Raw genomic sequence first — 20,918 nt, 5'->3', positions numbered from 1 at the left:
CGCCCACGTACGTCAGCGCCGAGCGTTAGCGCACGACGACAGTGCAATCGAAGGTTTGCACAGGCGCTACCTGCGTAGCCCAGGGCTGCTGGTAGACCAGCTTCAATGCTGCCTTGCCGGGTTGGTCAGCCTGATAACGCCACGTCGAGAGGCCTTCGTTGCCGACCACATCCTCCTGATCAGGCGCGCTGTAGACCTCGGGCCCGAGACTGACGAGCACAGGCGTGGCAGCGGCTTCCACGCGCCAGCGGTAGCCAGTGGAAGGGTTGCTGGGTAGGGTCAAGTTCAACACCTGCCCTTTTTCAAGGTAGACCGGGCACTCACTGTCGGCATCCAGAGTGACAGGCTCGAACCCATGTTGGGCGCAGGCGGTTAGCAGGGTCAGCCCCAATGGGGCAAGAAGGCGTGAGGTGGACATAGGGGCTCCACGGGTTGTCGAACGCCCGAGGATAACCGATTAAGCGCCACGGCAGTCATACCAAGTTACGAATGAACCAGGGGCTGTGGCACAGCCCCTGTTCCTGGGCTTTAGAAAAGCACTTTCGCGACATCTGCAAAGCGCTTGGCGAAATGCACCGTCAACCCTTCACGCAGGTATTCGGGCAGCTCCTCGAAATCGCCGCGATTGGGTTCGGGCAGGATCAGCTCGTGGATCTTCTGCCGACGGGCCGCGATGACCTTTTCGCGCACCCCACCGATAGGGAGCACCTGCCCAGTCAAGGTCAGCTCGCCGGTCATGGCCACGCCTTTCTTCGGTGCCTGATCCCTTGCCAAGGACAGCAACGCGCTGGCCATGGTGATGCCGGCGCTCGGACCGTCCTTCGGCGTGGCGCCCTCCGGTACATGCAGGTGAATGAACGCTTCGTTGAAGAACGCCGGGTCGCCGCCAAACTGCTTGAGGTTGGAGCTGACATAGCTGTACGCGATTTCAGCCGATTCCTTCATGACGTCGCCGAGCTTGCCGGTGAGTTTGAAACCGCGGTTTAGCGTATGAATGCGCGTCGCTTCGATCGGCAGGGTCGCACCGCCCATGCTCGTCCAGGCAAGGCCTGTGATCACACCCTTGCCCGCCAGCACCTGCTCGCTGCGGAACACCGGCATGCCCAATGCACCTTCAAGGTCCTTTGGTCCGATCTTGAGCTTAGCGGTAGGGTCTTCAAGCAGCTTCACCACGGCCTTGCGCACGAGTTTGCCCAACTGTTTTTCCAGCTGTCGCACGCCGGCTTCACGGGCATAGCCTTCGATCACCAGGCGCAAGGCGCTGTCGGTGATGCTCAGGCTGCTTTTGGCCACGCCCGCCTTGGCCAGTTGCTTGGGCCAGAGGTGGCGTTTGGCGATCGCCAATTTTTCTTCGGTGATGTACCCGGACAGGCGAATGACCTCCATGCGGTCAAGCAGCGGGCCGGGGATGGAGTCCAGGGTGTTGGCGGTGCACACGAACAGCACTTTGGACAGGTCCAGGCGCAGGTCCAGGTAATGATCGAGGAAGTCGACGTTCTGCTCGGGGTCCAGGGTTTCCAATAGCGCCGAGGCAGGGTCGCCCTGGTAGCTTTGTCCCATCTTGTCGATTTCATCGAGCATGATGACCGGGTTCATCACCTCCACATCCTTCAGGGCTTGTACCAGCTTGCCGGGCTGGGCCCCGATGTAGGTGCGGCGATGCCCCTTGATCTCGGCTTCGTCGCGCATGCCGCCCACGCTGAAGCGATAGAATGGGCGGCCCAACGATTCGGCGATGGACTTGCCTACGCTGGTCTTGCCCACGCCTGGCGGGCCTACCAGCAGCACAATGGAGCCACTGATCTCGCCTTTCCATGCCCCAACGGCCAGAAACTCGAGGATCCGTTCCTTGATATCGTCCAGTCCCGCATGATGCTGGTCGAGCAGCTTGCGAGCGTGCTTGAGGTCGAGCTTGTCATCGCCGTAGATACCCCAGGGCAGGGCTGTCGCCCAATCCAGGTAGTTCCGGGTCACGGCGTATTCGGGCGAACCTGTTTCCAGGATCGCCAGCTTGCCCATCTCTTCATCGATGCGCTTGCGTGCCTGATCCGGCAGGGTCTTGCCTTCGAGCCGCTGCTCGAACTGCTCCAGATCCGCGCTGCGATCATCCTTGGTCAACCCCAGTTCCTGCTGGATGACCTTCAGTTGTTCCTTGAGGAAGAACTCGCGCTGATGCTCGCCGATCTGCCGGTTCACCTCGGCGGAAATTTCATTTTGCAGGCGAGCGACTTCGACTTCCTTGCGCAGCATGGGCAGCACTTTTTCCATGCGCTTGAGCATGGGCACGCAGTCGAGCACCTCCTGAAGCTGGCTGCCGGTCGCCGAGGTCAGTGCGGCGGCGAAGTCGGTCAGCGGGGAGGGGTCGTTGGGACTGAAGCGGTTGAGGTAGTTCTTCAACTCTTCGCTGTACAGCGGGTTGAGGGGCAGCAGCTCCTTGATCGCGTTGATCAGGGCCATGCCATAGGCTTTGACCTCGTCGGTGGGGTCGGCCGGTTGGCGCGGGTAATCGACTTCAACCAGGTAGGGCGGACGATGGTGCTTGAGCCAGGTCCGAATACGTACCCGCGTCAAGCCCTGGGCCACGAACTGCAACTTGCCGTTTTCCCGGCTGGCATGGTGCACCTTGACCAGGGTGCCGTACTCCGGGAGGGCCTTGGTGTCGAAATGGCGGTGGTCTTCAGGCGGCGTGTCCATGAAGAACAGCGCCAGGCAGTGGTCGGGAGACTTGGCCACCAAGTCCAGCGTCTCGGCCCACGGCTCCTCGTTGACGATGACCGGTAGCACCTGTGCCGGGAAGAATGGGCGGTTGTGAATGGGGATCACATAGACCTTGTCCGGCAGTTGCTGTCCAGGCAGGGCCAAGGCATGGCCGGTTATCGGCTGGCTACTGGTGTGTTCGACTTCGTTGGAATCGTCGGCGTGTTCAGGGTAATCCTGCTGGTCGCTCATGGGGCACCTGCGTGAATGACTATGGTGCTTAGATGGGGCAAGGCAGGAAGGGTTTCAAGCCGCTGCCGGGCAGTGGCGCGCGCGCATGAAAAAGCGGAGCCCGTCAGGCTCCGCTTTTTGTGACACCGTGCCGGTTACTCGGCGAGTTTGTAGGCGATGATGTAGTCGCCCATCTTGGTGCCCAGCGAGCCGTGACCGCCGGCCACGATCAGCACGTACTGCTTGCCGTCCTTGCCGGTGTAGGTCATTGGAGTGGCCTGGCCGCCTGCTGGCAGGCGGGCTTTCCACAATTCCTTGCCGTTGTTGACGTCATAGGCGCGCAGGTACTGGTCCAGCGTACCGCTCAGGAAGCCTACGCCGCCGGCGGTGACGATCGAGCCGCCCATGCTGGGTACGCCAACCGGCAGGCCGATCGGCACCGGCGTGCTGTCGCGGGTGGTGCCGTTCTTGTGCTTCCAGACCACCTTGTTGGTGAACAGGTCGATGGCGGCTACATAGCCCCAGGCAGGCGCCTGGCACGGCACGCCCAGCGGCGACATGAACGGGTGCATGGTCACGGCATAAGGTGCGCCGGTGTTCGGTTGCACGCCGCTGGTCTCGCTCTCACGCTTGCTACCGTCAGCAACCTGCTCACGGGGGATCATCTTGGAGACGAACGCCATGTAGTTGGGCGATGTGAACAGCAGTTGGCGCACCGGGTCGACCGAGACACTGCCCCAGTTGAACACACCTACGTTGCCTGGGTAGATCAGCGAGCCCTGCTCGGACGGCGGGGTGTACTGGCCTTCGTAGCGCAGTTCGCGGAACTGGATGCGGCACAGCATCTGGTCGAACGGCGTGGCGCCCCACATGGCCTGTTCGGTCAGCTCAGGGCCGAGCAGATTGAGGTCCGAACGGGCCTGAGTTGGCGAGGTGTGATCGCCCTTGACCGCGCCTTGTGGCGTCGGGATTTCACGGATCGGCACGATCGGCGTACCGTCACGACGGTCCAGCACGTACAGGCTGCCCTGCTTGGTCGGCACGATGACCGCTGGCTTGACGCCATCGTCGGTCTTCAGCGATACCAGGGTAGGCTGGCTGCCCACGTCCATGTCCCACAGGTCATGGTGGGTGAACTGGTAGTTCCAGCGTGCCTTGCCGGTTGCCAGGTCCAGTGCGACCACGCCGGCGCTGTATTTCTCGGCGCCTGGCGTACGGTCAGCACCCCATTGGTCCGGCGTCTGGTTGCCCAGTGGCAGGTAGATCATGCCCAGGTCTTCGTCGACGCTGGCAATCGACCACATGTTGGCCGAGTTGCGGCTGTACATCTTGCCCGGTGCCAGTGGTGCGGTGTCGTCGGGGTTGTTGCTGTCCCAGTTCCACACCAGGCGGCCGTCGTGTACGTCGTAGGCGCGGATCACGCCGGACGGCTCGCTGGTCGATTCGTTGTCGGTCACGTGACCGCCAATGATCACCAGATCGCGAGTGATGGCCACAGGCGACGTGGAGTAGTAACCACCTGGCGTGAATGGCCCAAGGCCGGTGGTCAGGTCGACGCTGCCCTGGTTGGCAAAGCCTTCGCAGACCTTGCCATTGTCGGCATTGATGGCGATCAGGCGTGCGTCGGCAGTTGGCAGATAAAGACGGCGCGGGCAGGCCTGAGCCACGGCCTTGCCAGCCTCGCTGATAGTAGGCGCAGGGCTACCGTCAAGGCTTACGTAGCGGTTTTCGTCATAGTACGAAACGCCACGGCAAGTCATGTGGGCGAAACCCTTGAAGGTGCCTACCGGGCTTTTGATCTGCGGGTCGTAGCGCCAGATTTCAGCACCGGTATCCGGATCCAAGGCCAGCACGCGGCTGTGCGCGGTGCAGGCATAGAGCATGCCGTTGGCCTTGAGCGGCGTGTTTTCGTTGGTCAGTTCCACCGGGTCGTTGTCACTGGGCAAATCGCCGGTGCGGATACGCCAGGCCTCTTCAAGGCGGTGGGCGTTTTGCGCGGTGATCTGGCGCAGCGGTGAGTAACGGTCGCCGTGCTCGGTGCGGCCGTAGGCATGCCACTCGCCGTCGGGCATGGCCGGGGCGGTGCTGGCCATTTCGCTGGTGTCGCGACCCAGTTCGCCATACACCTCACCGGGGTGGGTGAACTGACTGGCGACGGCGCAGGCACCCGAAGCCACCACGGCAACGGTGAGCAGCGCCGTGTTGGCTTTGCTGGCTGGCCCGATCAACGGGCGGCGCGACCAGGGCAGCAACAGCACCACGCCGATGGCGAACCAGAGGGCCAGACGCGGCACCAGTTGCCACCAGTCCAGGCCCACTTCGAGCAGTGCCCAGACCGTACTGCCCAACAATACGACGGCGTAGACACCCAGGCCGATACGGCGCTGGGCCAGCAGCAGGGCGCCAGACACGGCAAAGCCGATGCCGGCGATCAGGTAATACAGCGACCCGCCCACCTGACTCAACTTGATGCCGCCGGCCAGCAGTGCCAGCCCCATCAACAACAGCAGGACGCCGATCAGGCGGGGGAGCCAGCGGCTTCCCGTTTTGGCACCTTCAGTGCTCATCGCATGTTCTCCGTTTGGTATGTGTTTTTAGAAAGTGCTTTGAATCTTCAAGCCGCCGACCAGGGCGTTGTCGACCTGCGACACGCCTCCGGGGTGGCGGATGTATTGCAGGTTAGGTCGCACCGTGAGCCAGTCGGCAAGATGGATGCCGTAATACAGCTCAGCGCTGTATTCGGTGTCCTGTACGGGCAAGAAGCCTGGGTTGTCATAGTCGTAAAGCCCAGCGGCCTGGTTGGCCAGCCGAGCATTCTTGCGATAGGCCGGGTTGACATGCACACGGGCGATTGCAAGGCCGATGTCGTCCTTGGCCCGCCTGTCGAACGGTCCTTTGAATACCAGTCCAGCCTGCACATAGTTGTCGATGGCATTGGTTTTCTTGTCATGCATCGTGGCGTTGGCGAATACGCTCAAACCACGCGAGCCGTCCGATGCCAGCGCAGTCACCTGCTGCTGGGCGCCCAGCCACACGCCGTGCTTGCTTGAGCTGCTGCGGTAGGCGGCACCGCTGATCGCTGCCGCCTGCCCGTCGTTATCCTTGAGTACATCGCTTGCCTTGGCATTACTGTAGTAGTACCCGGCGCGATATTCCCCCTTCATGCCTTTGATGCGCGGGCTCCACACCAGTTCGATTGGCATGACGGCGCCCTGGGTGCCACTGCCGCTGAGTTTGAAGCCGTTGCCCGAATCCAGGTTGGACGGGTTCTGCTCGAATACGCCAACCTGGGCGAAGAGGCTGTCGCTGAGGTTGTAACGCACGCGCAAGGCCCACTGGCTGACGGGCCAGTTGTACCAGATGCCGCCTACCCAGTTGCCCACCTGAGAGCCACAGAAGGCCAGGTTCTGGAAGTCGCAGGGGAAGCTATTGAAGTCTTCGCCTTCGCCAAAGCGGCCAAACTTGACGTCCAGCGCGCCGTCGAAATAGTTCTGCTTGACCCATAGCTGCGTCAGGCGCCAAGTCTGGCCGCGGCCCCATACCTCCTGCGCCGAGGTGAAGCCACCCACGCGGGGGTCATTGATGCGGTCGTTGCTGATGTTCTGGCCGTGGCGCTCGGTGACCGTGAGCTGGAATTCGGCGTCGTGCCAGCCGAAGATCTTTTCCAGGTCCATGTGGCTGCCGAAGGTGAACTGATCACTGTAGCGGGCAGTGCGGTCGTGGTCGTAGCCACCGCGCAGGTTGCTACCCATTTCGCCTGTGTAGCCCAAGGTGAAGTCGTAACCCTGGTCAAGCAAGGCGGTACGGTGCCCGGCCCAGTCACCGAACATCCAGGGAGAGTCACTGGCAAATGGCTCGTTGGCATGGGCTGCGTTGGCCAGGGTCGCTAGAGCGAGGCCGAGGTAGCAGGATTTTGGCAGTTGAAGCATGAGGTAGCGCTATCTTCTGGTTGTTGGAAAAACGGCAAGCGCATCGACAGGCAGCCCTGGCAATGGGTTGACGAAAAAGGGAGTGGGTGAAGCGATTCAGCTTGCGGCGGGGAGGATATAGGGTAAAGCGTGGGAAAAAAAGACAAAATGTCGCAGTGCATTGTTACCCCTTGGGTAACAGTGCGGCTGAATGGGGCGGATGACGCCCCATGTGTCCCGTCGTGACGAGCGGGTTACCTCAGAAGGTGGTGCGCAGGCCGACTTCCACGCTTCGTCCCGGCGCAGGGGCGATATCGCGCAGGATCGAGCTGGCATAACGCACCGTCTGATCCGTCAGGTTCTCGCCACGCACGAATGCCAGCCACTGGCTGTGGCCCACGTCGAACCGATACCCCACGCTGGCGCCCAGGGTGGTATAGCCATCGGTGCGGGTTTCATTGGCCGGCTTGCGGTGTTGAGCGGCGGCATGCTCAACGTCCACCCGCGCCTGCCAGCGGTCAAGCTCCCACACCAGCCCGCTGTTCAGGCGCAACGGTGCGATTCGTGGCAGGGGCTCGCCGGAATCGAGGTTCTTGGCACGGGTATAGTCACCCGACAGCTCAAGCGCAAAGCTGCCATAGCGGTTCTGCGCCAGCTGCCACCGGTCTTGCGCTTCGATGCCGTAGAAGCGGGCTCGAACACCTTGGTACTGGTATTCGGGAATGCCGTCATGGTCGTGGTCATGATCATGGTCTTCGCCTTCATGCTCATGATCGTGACCTTCGCGCAGGTTGCCGGTGCCGATCAGGCCGATATAGTTGCGAAAATGGCTGTAAAAAACGCCCACGCTGCCTTTGTGCGTGCCGTTGTCAAAGCGCAGTGCCAAGTCCCCCGAGAACGCCTTTTCCTTGCTCAGGCTGGCATCGCCCACTTCATAGGCCCCGGTGGCCACATGCGCGCCGTTGGCATAGAGCTCATAAAAGGTGGGCGCCCGCTCGGTGTAGCCCAGGTTGGCGGCGAGCGACCAGATCGAGTCAAGTTGATACACGGCGCCCGACGACAGGCTAAAGGCATTGAAGCTACTGGCGCTGTCGGCTTCTGCAAACTGCGCGTTACCCTTGCCGTCCGGGTCGACGCGGGTGTGTTCCATCCGAGCCCCGAGGCTCACGTCCAACCGATCAGTGGCGTGCCATTGCTCCAGCAGGAACAGTGCAAGGGTGTCGGTATCGGTATGCGGCACGAACGCTTCTTCGCCCAGGGCTGAGAATTCGTTGCGGCTGACCTGCGCGCCCAGCACACCTTCGACGGGACCCAGGGGTTGGTGGCGGGCCTCGACACGGGCCTCGTAGCCTTTGTTCTTGAACGTGGTGTGGACTTCGCCTTCTTCGATTTCACGGTGCTGGTAATCGGTATACCCGGCATCGAGCTTCACCGAGCTGAACGGGCCGTCCAGGTCGCGAAACTGCGAGGCGAAAGCATAGTGGTCCTGCTCCATGTCCAGCCGAACGCCGGGCTCGGCCACCGAACCGTAGTTACTGTCATAACGGCTGTAGGACAGGCCAGCATAACCGTGGTCCCAGTGATAGGCACCGCCCAGCGCGCCGCCGTCCTGGCGACCGTCGCTGTTTTCCAGGCGATGCTTGCTGCCTGGGGTGTCGGCATCGCGTACCTGAGCGCTGCGAGCAAAGCCTGGGATGCGCAAGTCATTGTACTGACGGGCATTGGCATCCACGTGCAAAGCGAAGGCGCCGTTGCCGGCCTCCAGCTTGCCGGCACTGCTGCGTGTGGTGTCGGCGCCACCGTAGCGCAACTCGCCGGCTCCCTGGATGCCGTCGATAGGGGTATCAGGAATGCGGTTGTCGAACGTGTTCACCACGCCACCAATGGCATTGCCACCATACAGCAGGGCAGCGGGGCCCCGGACGATCTCGATGCGTTCGACGGTGACGGGGTCAAGGGGCACGGCGTGGTCGTAGGACAACGACGAGGCATCCAGCGCGCCTACGCCATTGCGCAGCAGGCGAATGCGATCCCCGTCCAGGCCTCGGATGATCGGGCGGCTGGCCCCTGGCCCGAACCAAGTGGAGGCCACACCTGGCTGTCGGTTCAGGGTTTCCCCCAGGCTGCTGTGCTGTTGTTGCAGCAGGTCGGTGCCTTCCAGCACCGTGCTGGGGCTGGCCAACTGGGCGCTGCCTAGCGGGTTGGCAGTGATGACTTGGGGCGAAAGTTCAACCCCCTGACTGTAGGAGGTGACCATGCAAAGTGCGAGTGCAAGCGGAGACAGGCGAAGCGGTGAGTGCACCATGAGCTGTAGCGATCCTTGGCAGAGATGTTAATTGTTACAATATAACATCTCTATTTCAGCACAGCCGTGTCCCACGCCGCCAGCCTTATTTGTCCAGCGCAGGGTGCGCGACGATGCCTGCACTGGTGTAAGGTGCGCATCTTTGTACCGGAGCCTTGGCATGAGCACTGCCCAACACAACGCGTTGCACGGCAAGACCCTCGAGCAGATCCTCACCGAGCTGGTCGCCCACTATCAATGGCAGGGGCTGGCCGAGCGCATTGATGTGCGCTGCTTCAAGAGCAACCCGACGGTCAAGTCGAGCCTTACCTTTCTGCGCAAGACCCCATGGGCCCGCGAGAAGGTCGAGCAGCTGTACATCAAGCTGCAGCGCCAGGCCTGACATGCGGCGTCACCCGTGGTTGAGCACCCTGGCCATGCTGGGCTGGCTGGGCCTGAGCGTGCAGGTGTACCTGGTGTTGTGGGGGCGATGGCAGGAGCAGGCGAGTCTGATAGGTGGGCTGATCAACGTGTTCGGCTACTTCACGGTGCTGACCAATACGCTGGTGGCCACTGTCCTGAGCTACGCCGCATTTGGCCGGGAAGGGGCGAGCAAGCGCTTTTTCCTGTCTCCTGTGGTCAGCTCGGCAGTGGCGGCGAGCATCGTGCTGGTGGCGTTGGCGTATAGCCTGTTGTTGCGCCATCTGTGGCAGCCGGAGGGTTGGCAATGGTTGGCAGACGAGCTGTTGCATGACGTCATGCCAGCGCTTTACGTCTTGTATTGGTGGTTCGAGGTGCCCGCGGGGCGGTTACGGCTGCACCACCTTGGGTTATGGGCGTTCTATCCTGCCGTCTATTTCGCCTATGCGTTGTGGCGCGGCAGTGAGATTGGCGTCTACGCCTATCCTTTCATCGACGTCGCCACCTTGGGGTACGGCCAGGTGATGATCAATGCGCTGGGTGTGCTGGCAGGGTTTTGGGCAATCGCCGGGGTGCTGCTCATTCTGGACAGGTGGCGGGCGGGGTGAGCAAGGGCATGCCGTCATTCAAGCTTCTCAGGCTGCCCTGGGGTTTGAGCTTCGCAACGAACATTGCCGAGGCGCCGGACCGGCCGGCCCGGCCCCTTTCAGTCATCGCTCGCTGAACCTTCCGCGCGCCAGTAGGCGGCGGCTTTGAGGGCGTCTTGAGCTACGCCTTTGCTGATCAGCAGCGTCTTGACCTCACGCGTCAGGCTCTTTTCCAGCGCCACCCAGGCGTACAAGGCCCCTTCGGGTAATGGCAAAGCCTCGACCGTGGCCACCAGGTCGTCCCGCCCCCGTACCGACCAGATCACGTCCACCTGCGCCTGGCTCGGCAAGGGCTGACGCTCCTGCTCATCGTGAACCTGGATGACGGCCACCACCCGTCGCCCCGCAGGCAGGGCTTCAAGACGGCGGCCGATGGCGGGCAAGGCGGTTTCATCGCCGATCAGCAGGTAGGCATCGAAAATGTCCGGGACCACCATCGAGGCGCGCGGCCCGGCGATATCCAGGGTTTGCCCCGGTGCCGCTTGCGCCGCCCAGGTCGAAGCAGGGCCATCGCCGTGCAGCACGAAGTCGATGTCCAGTTCGTTGGCCTGCAAGTCGATGCGCCGGGGGGTGTATTCGCGCATGATGGGCCGCTCGCCACCTTCCCGACCCAGTGCCCGGGCATCAATGGCTTGCTGCTGCTCGGCAGTCTCGGCAAACAGCAGCTTGATATGGTCATCCGTGCCTAGGCTGATGAAGCCCTGCAGCTCAGCGCCGCCCAATGTCACGCGCCGCATTCGCGGGGTCAGGTCGGTCACGCGCAGCACGTTCAGGCGGCGCTGGCGAATCTCGTGGTTGACGCGGTGAATGGCTTCACTCATCGACGCTCTCCTGGTCAGGGGCATGGGGGCCGCCAGCGATGGCCTTGGCGGTCACGTTGAGCAGGTCGCGGACTCGCTCGATTTCCTCGGGTGTCCAGCGGCCATGGTGCATGTGCAAGGCGTGGCGCAGATTGCCCACGGCCTCGTGAATCTCAGCAGGGCGGTCGTGGCCCCGCAGGGCATGCTTGCTGACTTCGATACGCACGCGTAACCCGTCCAGTGCCACGGCCTGCTCGGTCAAGGCGCTGCGACCCGTGTCGGTAATGGTGTACAGCCGCTTGCTGCCTTGAGGTTGGCCCTGGATGAGTTCGGCCTCCTCCAGAAAGTTGAGCGTGGGATAGATCACACCTGGGCTTGGCGTATAGCTGCCTTCGAAGCGCTTTTCGATTTGCCTGATCAGGTCGTAACCGTGTCCTGGCTGTTCGCCCAACAGTGAGAGCAGCAGTAGTTTCAGATCGCCCGGGGCGAACACCCGAGGGCCGCGTTCGCCGCGGCCGGGTTTGCGTTCGAAGTACTCAGAATCGCGCATGCTGGAAAGTGCCTGTTTAAGATATATCTCAAGATATATCTCAAGATAGTACTCAAGATGTCTCTTCGGCAAGCCACAAATGCTGATGATTCTTATCTACCCGTTCGATATATCCTCAGGTGAACCCGCGACGGCGTTTGACCGCTGTGGGGGGATGCATTCGTTAGGGTTGCCAGGCTGCAAGTACGGCATGAGGATCGGCGCCATGCCCTTGAGCACCTGCACCGGTAATGCAGACGTGAACTTGAAGGCCTCCGCCGAGCGCCCAGGCACGAAGGCGGTCAAGGTGCCGAAGTGGTTGTCGCCCAGGAAGAACACGAACGTCGCGGTGCGGTTCAGCGACCGTGAGCCTATCAGGCGGCCCCCGGCGCCAAAGCTTTCGATGCGGTTGTCGCCCGTTCCGGTCTTGCCGCCCATGACCAGAGGCGTGCCGTCCTTGAGCATGAAGCTGCCGGAGATGCGCCGCGCGGTACCCGCGTCCACCACTTGCGACATGGCGCCCTTGAGGGCTCGCGCCACTTCGACCGGCAGTATCCGCACACCACGGTCCGGGTCGCTGATCAGTTTGGTTTCGTAGGGCGTATCCGCTGCAAAGTGCAGGGTATCGATGCGCAGTGTCGGCAGCCGTACACCGTCGTTCTGGATGATGCCCACCAGTTCGGAAAGCGCGGCAGGCCGGTCACCGGAACTGCCAATAGCAGTCGCCAGCGACGGGACCAGGTGATCGAAGGGATAGCCGACCCGCTTCCAGCGCTGGTGAATGTCGAGAAACGCCTCGATTTCCACCATGGTCCGGATGCGGCTGTCCCGTGCGCCCTGGTGGCGGCTCTTGAACAGCCAGCTGTAGACCTCCTGGCGCTCGAAGCGACTGGCGTTGATCATTTCGCTCAAGGTCGATGCCGGATGCTTGAGCAAATAACCCAGCAGCCACAGGTCCAGCGGGTGAACCTTGGCGATGAAGCCCTGGTCAGGTAGGTTGTACCGCCCCGGGCCGTAGGCATCGTACATCTGTACCAGTCGATCGTCGGTCAGTTTGCTTTGTGCGAGCTTGCTGTCTTTGCTATGGGCCCGTACGAAGGCATTGAACGTGACCTGGCCGGCCTCGGGGAACAGGTAGCGGTGCACGGCCGCCAGACGTTGGGGGGTCACGCGCATACTGTCGAGGAAGGTGTCCAGGCGTTGCTGCGAGGTCTTGCGCTGGTACTTGCGCCAGAAACGCATCAGGTAGCTGGTCCCTTCCTTGTCGGCGAACTTTGCCAGGTACTCCTGTCGGCGCGGGTCAGCATCATCCTTGAGCAGCGGCACCGCGTTCAGTGGCTGCTGATAGGTGACGTAGCGCACCACGTCGCGCATCAGGCGGATGAACGGCAGGTTGATCGATTCGCGCAGGGCGTCCTTGAGGGTAGGGTTGCGGCCGTTGTCTTCCTTGCGGAAGTTGTTGAACACGTGCATACCGCCCCCGGTGAAGAACGATTCTCCGGTACTGGCCGAGTACTTGCGCTCAAGGGCGGCATCGAGCATGGCATCCAGGCTCTGGTTTTTGCTGTTTTGCATCAGCCAGCCCAGTGACCAGCGGCTGATGACATCCAGGTCGGCGACCTCGACGTTCTTCAACTCGGCCACAGGCTTGCCGGCGTACTTGTCATGCAGCTCGGCGACGATTTCCAGGTAAGTGGTCAGCACCCGAAGCTTGGCGGTGGACCCCAGTTCCAGCTTGCTGCCTTCGTTGATGTCGAAGGGTTGGTCAGTGCTGTCCGTCTGTACCCGCACGCGTGAGCCATCGGCCGTGCGTTCGAACAGGGTGAAACTGTAGCTGACCTGGTCGGTGGTTTTGGCGGTCAGCAGACGTTCGCCGATCAGGCCGATCTGCGCGGCAAAGGCCGGGTCGGCCAGATGCTTGAGGTACTCGCTGACTTGCAGCTGCAAGTCAGCCTGCAAGGTGCTGGTGGCAGAAAGGTCCAGGCGATCGAGGTCGTACAGCGGGCGGTTGAGCATGGCCGAAAGACGGTTGCGGGCCAGGCTGATGCCCTTGTTGGTGACGATCGGCACGATGGTCGGCTGCGCGACCCAGTCACGGTAGACAGCCTTGCTGGCCAATGCGGCATCGGCCAGCGCCTGAGGGATGATCTGGTTCGCGGCCAGCACCCGGACATGGGCGTCGGTCAGCTCGGCGAGTTCGAGGCGCCCTTTGGAGAGGTAGTGCGAGGGCCGGCGCTGGGCGATCATCAACGACAGCACCTGACGCAGCGCAAGGCCACGGGCCGCCAAGCTCTGTGCGTCCGTGGCGGTGTCATTGAGCGCTTTGTTGACTTGCTCGAAGTCTGCCCCGTACCACACGCGCAGGCCTTCGGCCATACCGTGCACCTCTCCATGACCCGGCACGGCGGACAGCGGCACGCTGTTGAGGTAGTCACGCACGATGCGCTGGCGCGCCTCGGTGGTGTCCGGCCCGCCCTGGTAGGCGCGCACGCTGGCAGAAATCATCTGCCTGATCTTCTCGGCGCCCGACACGGTCAACCCGTCAGGTGAATGGCGATACTTCTCCAGCTGGGTAGCCAGGGTACTGCCACCGGCAGATTGGCCAGGCAAAGCCAGGTAGCGCGCGATCTGGCTGTAGGCCGCCTTGGCGAAACGGGGCCAGTCCACCGCCGGGTTGTTGCGCGGATCACGGGTATCGAGCAGGTCGCGGTTCTCGATGAACAGCAAGCTGTTGACCACCACCGAGGGAATCGAGGCGAAGTCCGGGTACAGGTACTGGGGATACTGATACTGGTACAGCATGTCGCCCCGGCAATCGGTGATCGCCAGGCCTGCCTGGACCTTTTCGATGTAGGGCGCGAACAGCCCATGATCGACGTAGTTGACCAGCGCCGGCGAGAACCGCACTTGTTGGCTGATCAGGTAATCGCGCTTGAGCAGGCGAGGCAGGAACTCGCCGAGCGAGCTGTAGCCCAGGCGCTTGTCGAACGGCCCTTCGCCTGGGTACACGATCGAATCGCTGGGGCCGGGCTGCAGCGAGTAAGTCAAGGTGCTTGCCAGCTTGCTGAACTCGCGCGATTGCAGCTCGGAGGTGCGGAATTCTTCATAGGCCGCGAAGCCGACCGTGCCAGCTGCCACCAGCAGAATCAGGATGATCAGGCGCCACCATAGCCGGCGCTGACGAGGGGACTTGGGTTCTGGCGTCTCGGCAGGCGTTTGTGCGGGGGCTTGCTTGGTGTTTGGTTCCGTTTGCCACAGTGCGCCCATAATCGTCTATCCAACCAGGTATTTTCATCTTGCTTGCCTGGAGCTTAGACGTTGCGCCGGGTATGTGAAAATTTTGTGGAAACTGCGCAATAAAGCGGGTGCGCGGCTTGGCCGCGCTCAAGCATTCAGGCGGCTACCTCGCTGTTGGGCTCGAAGCTGTCCGCCCGGGCCAGATGCCACATACGCGAATAGAATTGCCCATCGACCTCGCCGGTCAGTAGCTCGCCGGGCTTTAGGAACACATGCATTTGCGAGAACAGCTTGATCTCGGTGGCTGAAATGCGGCGTACCAAGTGCTTGGCTTCGAGCTGCGACGGGTGTTCCAGCCCGGCAGCAGCCAGCATTTCGGCCAAGGCACGCAGGGTGTTGCGATGGAAGTTGAGCACCCGTTCGGCTTTGTCCGGCACCACCAGGGCACGCTGGCGCAGCGGATCCTGCGTGGCCACGCCGGTGGGGCACTTGTTGGTGTGGCAACTCTGGGACTGGATGCAGCCGATGGCGAACATGAACCCCCGCGCAGCATTGGCCCAGTCCGCACCGATGGCCAGGACGCTGGCAATGTCGAAGGCGCTGACGATCTTGCCGCTGGCACCGAGCTTGATCTTGTCGCGAAGGTTCAAGCCCACCAAGGTGTTGTGCACGAACAACAGGCCTTCGCGCAGCGGCACACCGATATGGTCGGTGAACTCCACGGGGGCGGCCCCGGTGCCGCCTTCCTTGCCATCGATCACGATGAAGTCGGGCAGGATGCCGGTTTCCAGCATGGCTTTGGCAATGCCCATGAATTCCCACGGGTGACCCAGGCAGAGCTTGAACCCCACCGGTTTGCCGCCCGACAGCTCACGCAGTTGGGCGATGAACTGCATCATTTCGATGGGTGTTGAAAACGCGCTGTGCCGCGACGGCGAGACGCAGTCTTCACCCAGCAGCACGCCGCGGGTTTCGGCAATTTCCTGGGTAACCTTGTGCTTGGGCAGAATGCCGCCATGCCCAGGCTTTGCGCCCTGGCTCATCTTGACCTCGATCATGCGCACCTGCGGGCTGCGCGCCTGCGCGGCAAATGCCTGCGGATCGAAACGACCGTCCGAGGTACGGCACCCGAAATACCCGCTGCCCAGTTCCCATACCAGGTCGCCGCCGTGCTCGCGATGGTAGGGGCTGATGCTGCCCTCACCGGTGTCGTGGTGAAAGTTGCCCAGCTTCGCGCCTTGGTTCAACGCGCGAATGGCGTTGGCGCTGAGCGAGCCAAAACTCATGGCGGAGATGTTGAAGATCGAGGCTGAGTACGGCTGGCTGCACTGCGGGCCGCCGATGGTGATGCGAAAGCTCGCCGGGTCAGCCAGAGGCGCCGGGCGCATGGAGTGACCGATGAACTCGAAGCCCGACGCGTAGACGTCGATCAGGGTGCCGAACGGCTTGTCCGAGACCTGGTTCTTGGCCCGGGAATAGACCAGCGAGCGCTGGGCACGGGAGAAGGGCAGGGCGTCGCTGTCTGCTTCGAGCAGATACTGGCGGATTTCCGGGCGAATGGTTTCCACCAGGTAGCGAATATTGCCCAGGATCGGGTAGTTGCGACGCACGGCGTGGCGTTTTTGCAACAGGTCGAACAGGCCTATCAGGCTGAGCAAGCCTGTTGTCAGGGTGAACGGCCAAAGCCAGTGGTGATGAATCAATGGCAGGGTGGCCAGGGTAAACACGATGCAGACGGCGAACACCGCATAACGGCTGAGAAGTGACAGGCTCATACAGGGTCCTTGCGATGGCTCGGTCAGGCTCACGGCCTGAGGTGAGCCCCGACCATAGCCAACTTGTCCGTCGCTGCAAAGGCCGTGTCGCGCAGCAGCAGCTGTCGCCACTGCGTTTGCTGCGCTGCGCAAGCTTCGACCAGATAGACGTAGCGCTTGCCCACCCGCGCAGCCACCGGTACGCCGTCGCGGTAGAGCAGGCGGTTGCCGCTGGTGGCCGGTACCTTGGCCCCCGGCAGCAACGTGCCGATCAAGTTCAGCGGATCGCTGGCACTGACCAGCACCAACGTGCCGTCCGCCGCTTGCCGGCGAACCTGGCGCAGCATGGCCACGGCCTCGGGCAAGGCGAACTGCTCGCCGGACAACCCGGCAATGAAGCGCCCACCCCGTATTTCCCCACGCGCCTCCAGGCGCTGGTAGCAGCGCAGCAGGTCACGCCAGGGCGGCAGCACATCGCTCTCACGCGCCAGCAGGCGCCAGCACATCACCCCGTAGCGCTGCAGCAGCAGGCGAGCGATGCTTTCGATGTGCTGATCCTGATCCGGCGCGGCTTCGCTGCGCGGCAGCAGGGCCCAGCGCCCTGCATAAGCCATGCTGTTGGACAAGGGCAGGTGACCGAAGCGCGGCCGACGCGCGGTGCGCCGGGCGGCCGGCGCGATCAGGCTACGCAGCCCGGTGAAGCTGTCGGCATTGGCCAGGCCAGCGCCAACCAGCGCCTGCAAGGCCGTTTCCAGTTCGGCGGGGAGCAGACGGGCCTCTTGGGCCAGCTCGTCGAAAAACAGTGCACCCCGGGTTTTCAGGGCGTCATGCACCCGCTGGGCACGTGGTCCCAAGGTGTCGAGGCACGGGGGTGGGGCCAGGCTTCGCCACAGCTGCAGGTGTTCGCGAGGCAGCAACACCACGGGCGTGCTGGCCACCGTGCTGGCTGACACGGTACTTGCCAACCGGCTCCAGGCGAACTGCCCGCTGCGGCAGGCCTCGTCGAGCCAGCTGGGGCTGTAATCGCGCACGCGTGCAGGCAGCACTTCGGCTTCCCACGCCCCGGCCGCACTTGGAAACCCCTGCAGTTGGGCCAGCACAACAGGCAGCGCCTGCGGCCCTTGCAACCGTTGCCCCGGATCAAGGTGTTGCCAGTGGAACAGGAAACGCATGAAGTCCTGCAGGCTGACCGGCTCGATCTCCCGGCGCAGACGTTTGACGGTATAGCGGTGGATACGCGCCAGCAGGTGGCGTTCGCACCATTGAGTGTCAATTGCATCTGGGCTGAAATGCCCCCTGAGCACATGGCCTTGGGCCTCGAGCCGGGCCAATGCCTGCTCCACATCAGCGATGGACTTGCCCAGCGGCGTCGCAAGCTGGGCAACGGTGGCAGGCCCATGACCGCTGAGCCGGGCACGCAGCAGTTCGGGCAGCGCCAGGTCATGGTCCACTGGCTGATCGAAGCCTGGCAGTGGCTCGACCACGGGCGCCAGGCGGCAATCGGGGTAGACGGCTTTCAACAGCGTCAGGCGCTCACGGGCCAGCCACAACTTCTGCTCGGGCAGGTAGACGGCTCGGCCCCGCTTGGCAAGCTGATCAAGCAGCGTACGCCAGCGTGCGCCTGCCTGAGCTTCGGGCTGGCTGATGGCGCCCAGGCTCATGAGCGCTTCATGCATTTCATCTGCGTTGACCGGCTGCGGCCAGGCCTCGGCTGCCACTGCCGCAATGGCGTCCGCATCCAGCGCACCCAGCTCATCACCTGACTGCACATCCGCCCAGCGGCGATTGAGCACCGCCTGGGTACGGCGCTCTTCGAGCGGGGCGTCATCCAGAAAGGTGTAGGGCCTGGCGTTGAGAATGGCTGACGCCAGCGGCGAGGGCGCCGGCAGGTCGCGCGCCAGCAGGCGCACGGCACCGCTTTCCATGCGCCGCAGCAACGCCAGCCAACCGTCGCAATCCATGGCGTCGTGCAGGCAATCGTCGAGGGTCTGACGAACCAGCGGGTGGTCCGGTACGTGCCGTTCGCCGGACAGATTTTCAAGGCAGGCGATCTGATCGGGAAACACCGAGGCGATCAGGTCTTCGCTCTTCATGCGCTGGATCTGCGGTGCAACCTTGCGACCACCGGCAAAGCGCGGCAAGGCCATGGCCACACCCGCGTTCCAGCGCCAGCGGACACCGAACAGCGGGGCATCGAGCACAGCCTGGATCAGCACCTGCTCGGCGCTGCGGCTGTCGAGGTAGCGCCACACCTCGTCGAGGGCAAAGCTGTGGCTGGTAGACAGCGACAGCACGATGGCATCTTCACTGGCTGCCGCTTGCAGCTCGACATTGAAGGTACGGCAGAACCGCTTGCGCAGGGCCAAACCCCAGGCGCGGTTGATGCGGCTACCGAACGGCGAATGGATGATCAGCTGCGTGCCGCCTGACTCGTCGAAGAAACGCTCCATCACCAGGGTGTCCTGGGAGGGCAGGGCGCTCAATACCTGCTGGGTGCGGGCCAGGTAGTCCAGCAACTGCTCGGCACAGCTGGCGTCCAGTTCGAATGTGGCTTGCAGCCAGGCCAGCACATGCGCCAGCGAGCCATCGGCGTGTTGCAGGCGCTCATCGATCTGCCCTTGCAGCCTGGCCACGGCGGCGCTGAGCTCGCGGCTGCGGCCAGGGGCTTCGCCCAGCCAGAACGGAATCGTGGGGGGCTGGCCGTGGGCGTCTTCGACCCGGACCCGCCCGGCCTCCACGCGCAGGATGCGATAAGACGCGTTGCCTAGCTGGAAGATGTCGCCAGCAATGCTCTCCACGGCAAAGTCTTCGTTGACGCTGCCGATGTTCAGCGCCTGAGGTTCGAGCACGACGGCGTAGTCGGCGTTGTCGGGAATCGTCCCGCCACTGGTCAAGGCGGTGAGTTGGCTGCCACGGCGCCCTCGCACCATGGCGCTGACGGCATCACGGTGCAGGTAGGCGCCGCGCACGCCCTGGCGGCCGTTGTAGCCTTCGGCAAGCATGCCAAGCAAGGCGTCGTAATCTTCGTACGCCAACGTTTCGAACGGCATGGCCTGGCGCAGGCAGTCGAACAGCGCTCGCTCGTGCCAGGGCTGGTTGCTGGCCTCGGCGACGATCTGCTGGGCCAGCACATCCAGCGGGGCCTTCGGTACCTGCACTTCATCCAACTCGCCGCGGCGCACGCAATCGAGCAGCGCCACGCACTCGATCAAGTCGTCTCGCGATGTCGCGAACAGCCGTCCTTTGGGCACCCCGTCCACCTGATGTCCTGCACGCCCCACGCGCTGCAGGAACGCTGCGATCGAGCCGGGTGAGGCGATCTGGCACACCAGGTCGATGTCGCCGATGTCGATGCCAAGTTCCAGCGAGGCCGTGGCCACCAGCACCTGCAGCTCGCCCGCCTTCAGGCGCTGCTCGGCGCTCAGGCGCCTTTCCTTGGACAGGCTGCCGTGGTGAGCGGCCACCGCAGCCGCGCCCAACCGATCGCTCAAGTGACGGGTGATGCGCTCGGCCAGCCGCCGGGTGTTGACGAACACCAAGGTGGTGCGATGCGCACGGGCCAGTTCGGCCAGACGATCGTACACCAGCCCCCAGGCATCCTGGTCGAGCACCGCCCCCAGTGGCACCGGCGGGATTTCGATGGCCAGGTCACGCTGGCGGGCGTGCCCTACATCGACGATGGCACAGGCGCGCCCGCTGCCCACCAGAAACTGCGCCACCCGCTCGACCGGACGCTGGGTAGCAGACAGGCCGATGCGTCGCAGCGGACTGTCGCACAACGCTTGCAGGCGTTCGAGGGTCAGCGCCAGGTGGCAACCGCGCTTGTTGCCGGCCAGGGCATGGATCTCATCGACGATGACGGTGTGCACCGTACGCAGGCCTTCACGCCCAGAGGCCGAACCCATCAGCACGTACAGGGACTCAGGGGTCGTGACCAGAATATGCGGTGCCTGTTTGCGCATGGCGATGCGTTCTTTCTGGGGCGTATCACCAGTGCGCACCGCCGTGGTGATGGTGGGGGCTGCGTGCCCTTGCGCCTGGAGTGTGCGCTGGATGCCCTCCAGCGGTATTTGCAGGTTCAAGCGGATGTCGTTGGACAGGGCTTTCAAAGGCGATACGTAGACGACCTGCGTGTGGGCGGGCAATGTGCCGCCCTGCTCCAGCCCTTGGCGAAACAGCCGGTCGAGCACCGCCAGAAACGCACTGAGCGTCTTGCCTGAGCCGGTCGGCGCTGCCAGCAGCACGGACTGACCGGCCTGGATGAGCGGCCAGGCCTGAGTCTGGGCATCGGTCACCGACGGATAACGGCCTGAGAACCAGGCCGCAACGCCTGGATGGAACAGCTCGAATACGGGATGGTTGGCGGCAGCAAGCGTCATTGGGAAGGTTATGAAGGGTCCCGGCCGGGTTG

12 protein-coding genes are annotated in these 20,918 nt (G+C 63.1%); 2 read left to right on the top strand and 10 right to left on the bottom strand.

Features of this window, described 5'->3' with window-relative positions; translation table 11 throughout:
• Positions 1-25 precede the first annotated feature (25 nt).
• The 5 genes from ACF8E5_RS17015 to ACF8E5_RS16995 form a co-directional block, all read right to left on the bottom strand.
• Positions 26-418, bottom strand: coding sequence for a protease inhibitor I42 family protein (locus ACF8E5_RS17015; RefSeq protein ID WP_058639310.1), 393 nt, complete (start codon positions 416-418; stop codon positions 26-28).
• A gap of 110 nt (positions 419-528) precedes the next feature.
• Complete coding sequence (lon, locus tag ACF8E5_RS17010) at positions 529-2,949, bottom strand: endopeptidase La (protein ID WP_058605200.1); 2,421 nt, start codon at positions 2,947-2,949, stop codon at positions 529-531.
• Positions 2,950-3,083: 134 nt separating this feature from the next.
• On the bottom strand, positions 3,084-5,495 hold the full coding sequence (locus ACF8E5_RS17005; RefSeq protein ID WP_058639309.1) for a glucose/quinate/shikimate family membrane-bound PQQ-dependent dehydrogenase: 2,412 nt from the start codon (positions 5,493-5,495) through the stop codon (positions 3,084-3,086).
• A gap of 27 nt (positions 5,496-5,522) precedes the next feature.
• Complete coding sequence (locus ACF8E5_RS17000; RefSeq protein ID WP_145256658.1) at positions 5,523-6,857, bottom strand: carbohydrate porin; 1,335 nt, start codon at positions 6,855-6,857, stop codon at positions 5,523-5,525.
• A 238-nt stretch (positions 6,858-7,095) separates the two neighbouring features.
• The gene (locus tag ACF8E5_RS16995; RefSeq protein ID WP_392475569.1) at positions 7,096-9,141 is read right to left on the bottom strand and encodes a TonB-dependent receptor; all 2,046 of its coding nucleotides are present in this window, start codon (positions 9,139-9,141) and stop codon (positions 7,096-7,098) included.
• Positions 9,142-9,301: 160 nt separating this feature from the next.
• Between ACF8E5_RS16995 and ACF8E5_RS16990 the strand changes: the two genes are divergently transcribed.
• Positions 9,302-9,523 carry a VF530 family DNA-binding protein gene (locus ACF8E5_RS16990; RefSeq protein ID WP_027915371.1) on the top strand — a complete coding sequence of 74 codons (222 nt, stop codon included), beginning with the start codon at positions 9,302-9,304 and terminating at the stop codon, positions 9,521-9,523.
• Between the two features lies 1 nt (position 9,524).
• Positions 9,525-10,148, top strand: a complete 624-nt coding sequence (locus tag ACF8E5_RS16985) for a Pr6Pr family membrane protein (protein WP_197843666.1) — start codon at positions 9,525-9,527, stop codon at positions 10,146-10,148.
• Positions 10,149-10,246: 98 nt separating this feature from the next.
• Here ACF8E5_RS16985 and ACF8E5_RS16980 read toward each other — a convergent pair whose 3' ends face one another.
• The 5 genes from ACF8E5_RS16980 to ACF8E5_RS16960 all read right to left on the bottom strand — a co-directional run bounded on the left by ACF8E5_RS16980 (position 10,247) and on the right by ACF8E5_RS16960 (position 20,886).
• Entirely contained in the window at positions 10,247-11,008 is a 762-nt protein-coding gene (locus ACF8E5_RS16980) for a siderophore-interacting protein (RefSeq protein ID WP_078478088.1), read from the bottom strand.
• Positions 11,001-11,537 carry a PadR family transcriptional regulator gene (locus ACF8E5_RS16975; protein ID WP_078478089.1) on the bottom strand — a complete coding sequence of 179 codons (537 nt, stop codon included), beginning with the start codon at positions 11,535-11,537 and terminating at the stop codon, positions 11,001-11,003. Before ACF8E5_RS16975 ends, ACF8E5_RS16980 begins: the two co-directional genes overlap by 8 nt.
• Positions 11,538-11,633: 96 nt before the next feature.
• Positions 11,634-14,783 carry a transglycosylase domain-containing protein gene (locus ACF8E5_RS16970; RefSeq protein WP_392475568.1) on the bottom strand — a complete coding sequence of 1,050 codons (3,150 nt, stop codon included), beginning with the start codon at positions 14,781-14,783 and terminating at the stop codon, positions 11,634-11,636.
• Positions 14,784-14,908: 125 nt separating this feature from the next.
• Positions 14,909-16,528 (bottom strand): FMN-binding glutamate synthase family protein, encoded by a 1,620-nt coding sequence (locus ACF8E5_RS16965; RefSeq protein WP_392475567.1) that lies wholly within the window; start codon positions 16,526-16,528, stop codon positions 14,909-14,911.
• 29 nt (positions 16,529-16,557) lie between these two features.
• Positions 16,558-20,886, bottom strand: coding sequence for a DNA glycosylase AlkZ-like family protein (locus tag ACF8E5_RS16960; RefSeq protein WP_392475566.1), 4,329 nt, complete (start codon positions 20,884-20,886; stop codon positions 16,558-16,560).
• Positions 20,887-20,918 lie beyond the last annotated feature (32 nt).

This window comes from Pseudomonas sp. WSY_20, assembly GCF_043104335.1.
GTDB lineage: Bacteria > Pseudomonadota > Gammaproteobacteria > Pseudomonadales > Pseudomonadaceae > Aquipseudomonas > Aquipseudomonas parafulva_B.
This window is presented reverse-complemented; position numbering and strand designations above follow the sequence as displayed.

Excerpts from the sequence above, each read along its gene's own strand:
- ACF8E5_RS17015 (WP_058639310.1), bottom strand. The coding sequence starts at position 418 with ATGTCCACCTCACGCCTTCTTGCCCCATTGGGGCTGACCCTGCTAACC.
- lon (WP_058605200.1), bottom strand. The coding sequence starts at position 2,949 with ATGAGCGACCAGCAGGATTACCCTGAACACGCCGACGATTCCAACGAA.
- ACF8E5_RS17005 (WP_058639309.1), bottom strand. The coding sequence starts at position 5,495 with ATGAGCACTGAAGGTGCCAAAACGGGAAGCCGCTGGCTCCCCCGCCTG.
- ACF8E5_RS17000 (WP_145256658.1), bottom strand. The coding sequence starts at position 6,857 with ATGCTTCAACTGCCAAAATCCTGCTACCTCGGCCTCGCTCTAGCGACC.
- ACF8E5_RS16995 (WP_392475569.1), bottom strand. The coding sequence starts at position 9,141 with ATGGTGCACTCACCGCTTCGCCTGTCTCCGCTTGCACTCGCACTTTGC.
- ACF8E5_RS16990 (WP_027915371.1), top strand. The coding sequence starts at position 9,302 with ATGAGCACTGCCCAACACAACGCGTTGCACGGCAAGACCCTCGAGCAG.
- ACF8E5_RS16985 (WP_197843666.1), top strand. The coding sequence starts at position 9,525 with ATGCGGCGTCACCCGTGGTTGAGCACCCTGGCCATGCTGGGCTGGCTG.
- ACF8E5_RS16980 (WP_078478088.1), bottom strand. The coding sequence starts at position 11,008 with ATGAGTGAAGCCATTCACCGCGTCAACCACGAGATTCGCCAGCGCCGC.
- ACF8E5_RS16975 (WP_078478089.1), bottom strand. The coding sequence starts at position 11,537 with ATGCGCGATTCTGAGTACTTCGAACGCAAACCCGGCCGCGGCGAACGC.
- ACF8E5_RS16970 (WP_392475568.1), bottom strand. The coding sequence starts at position 14,783 with ATGGGCGCACTGTGGCAAACGGAACCAAACACCAAGCAAGCCCCCGCA.
- ACF8E5_RS16965 (WP_392475567.1), bottom strand. The coding sequence starts at position 16,528 with ATGAGCCTGTCACTTCTCAGCCGTTATGCGGTGTTCGCCGTCTGCATC.
- ACF8E5_RS16960 (WP_392475566.1), bottom strand. The coding sequence starts at position 20,886 with ATGACGCTTGCTGCCGCCAACCATCCCGTATTCGAGCTGTTCCATCCA.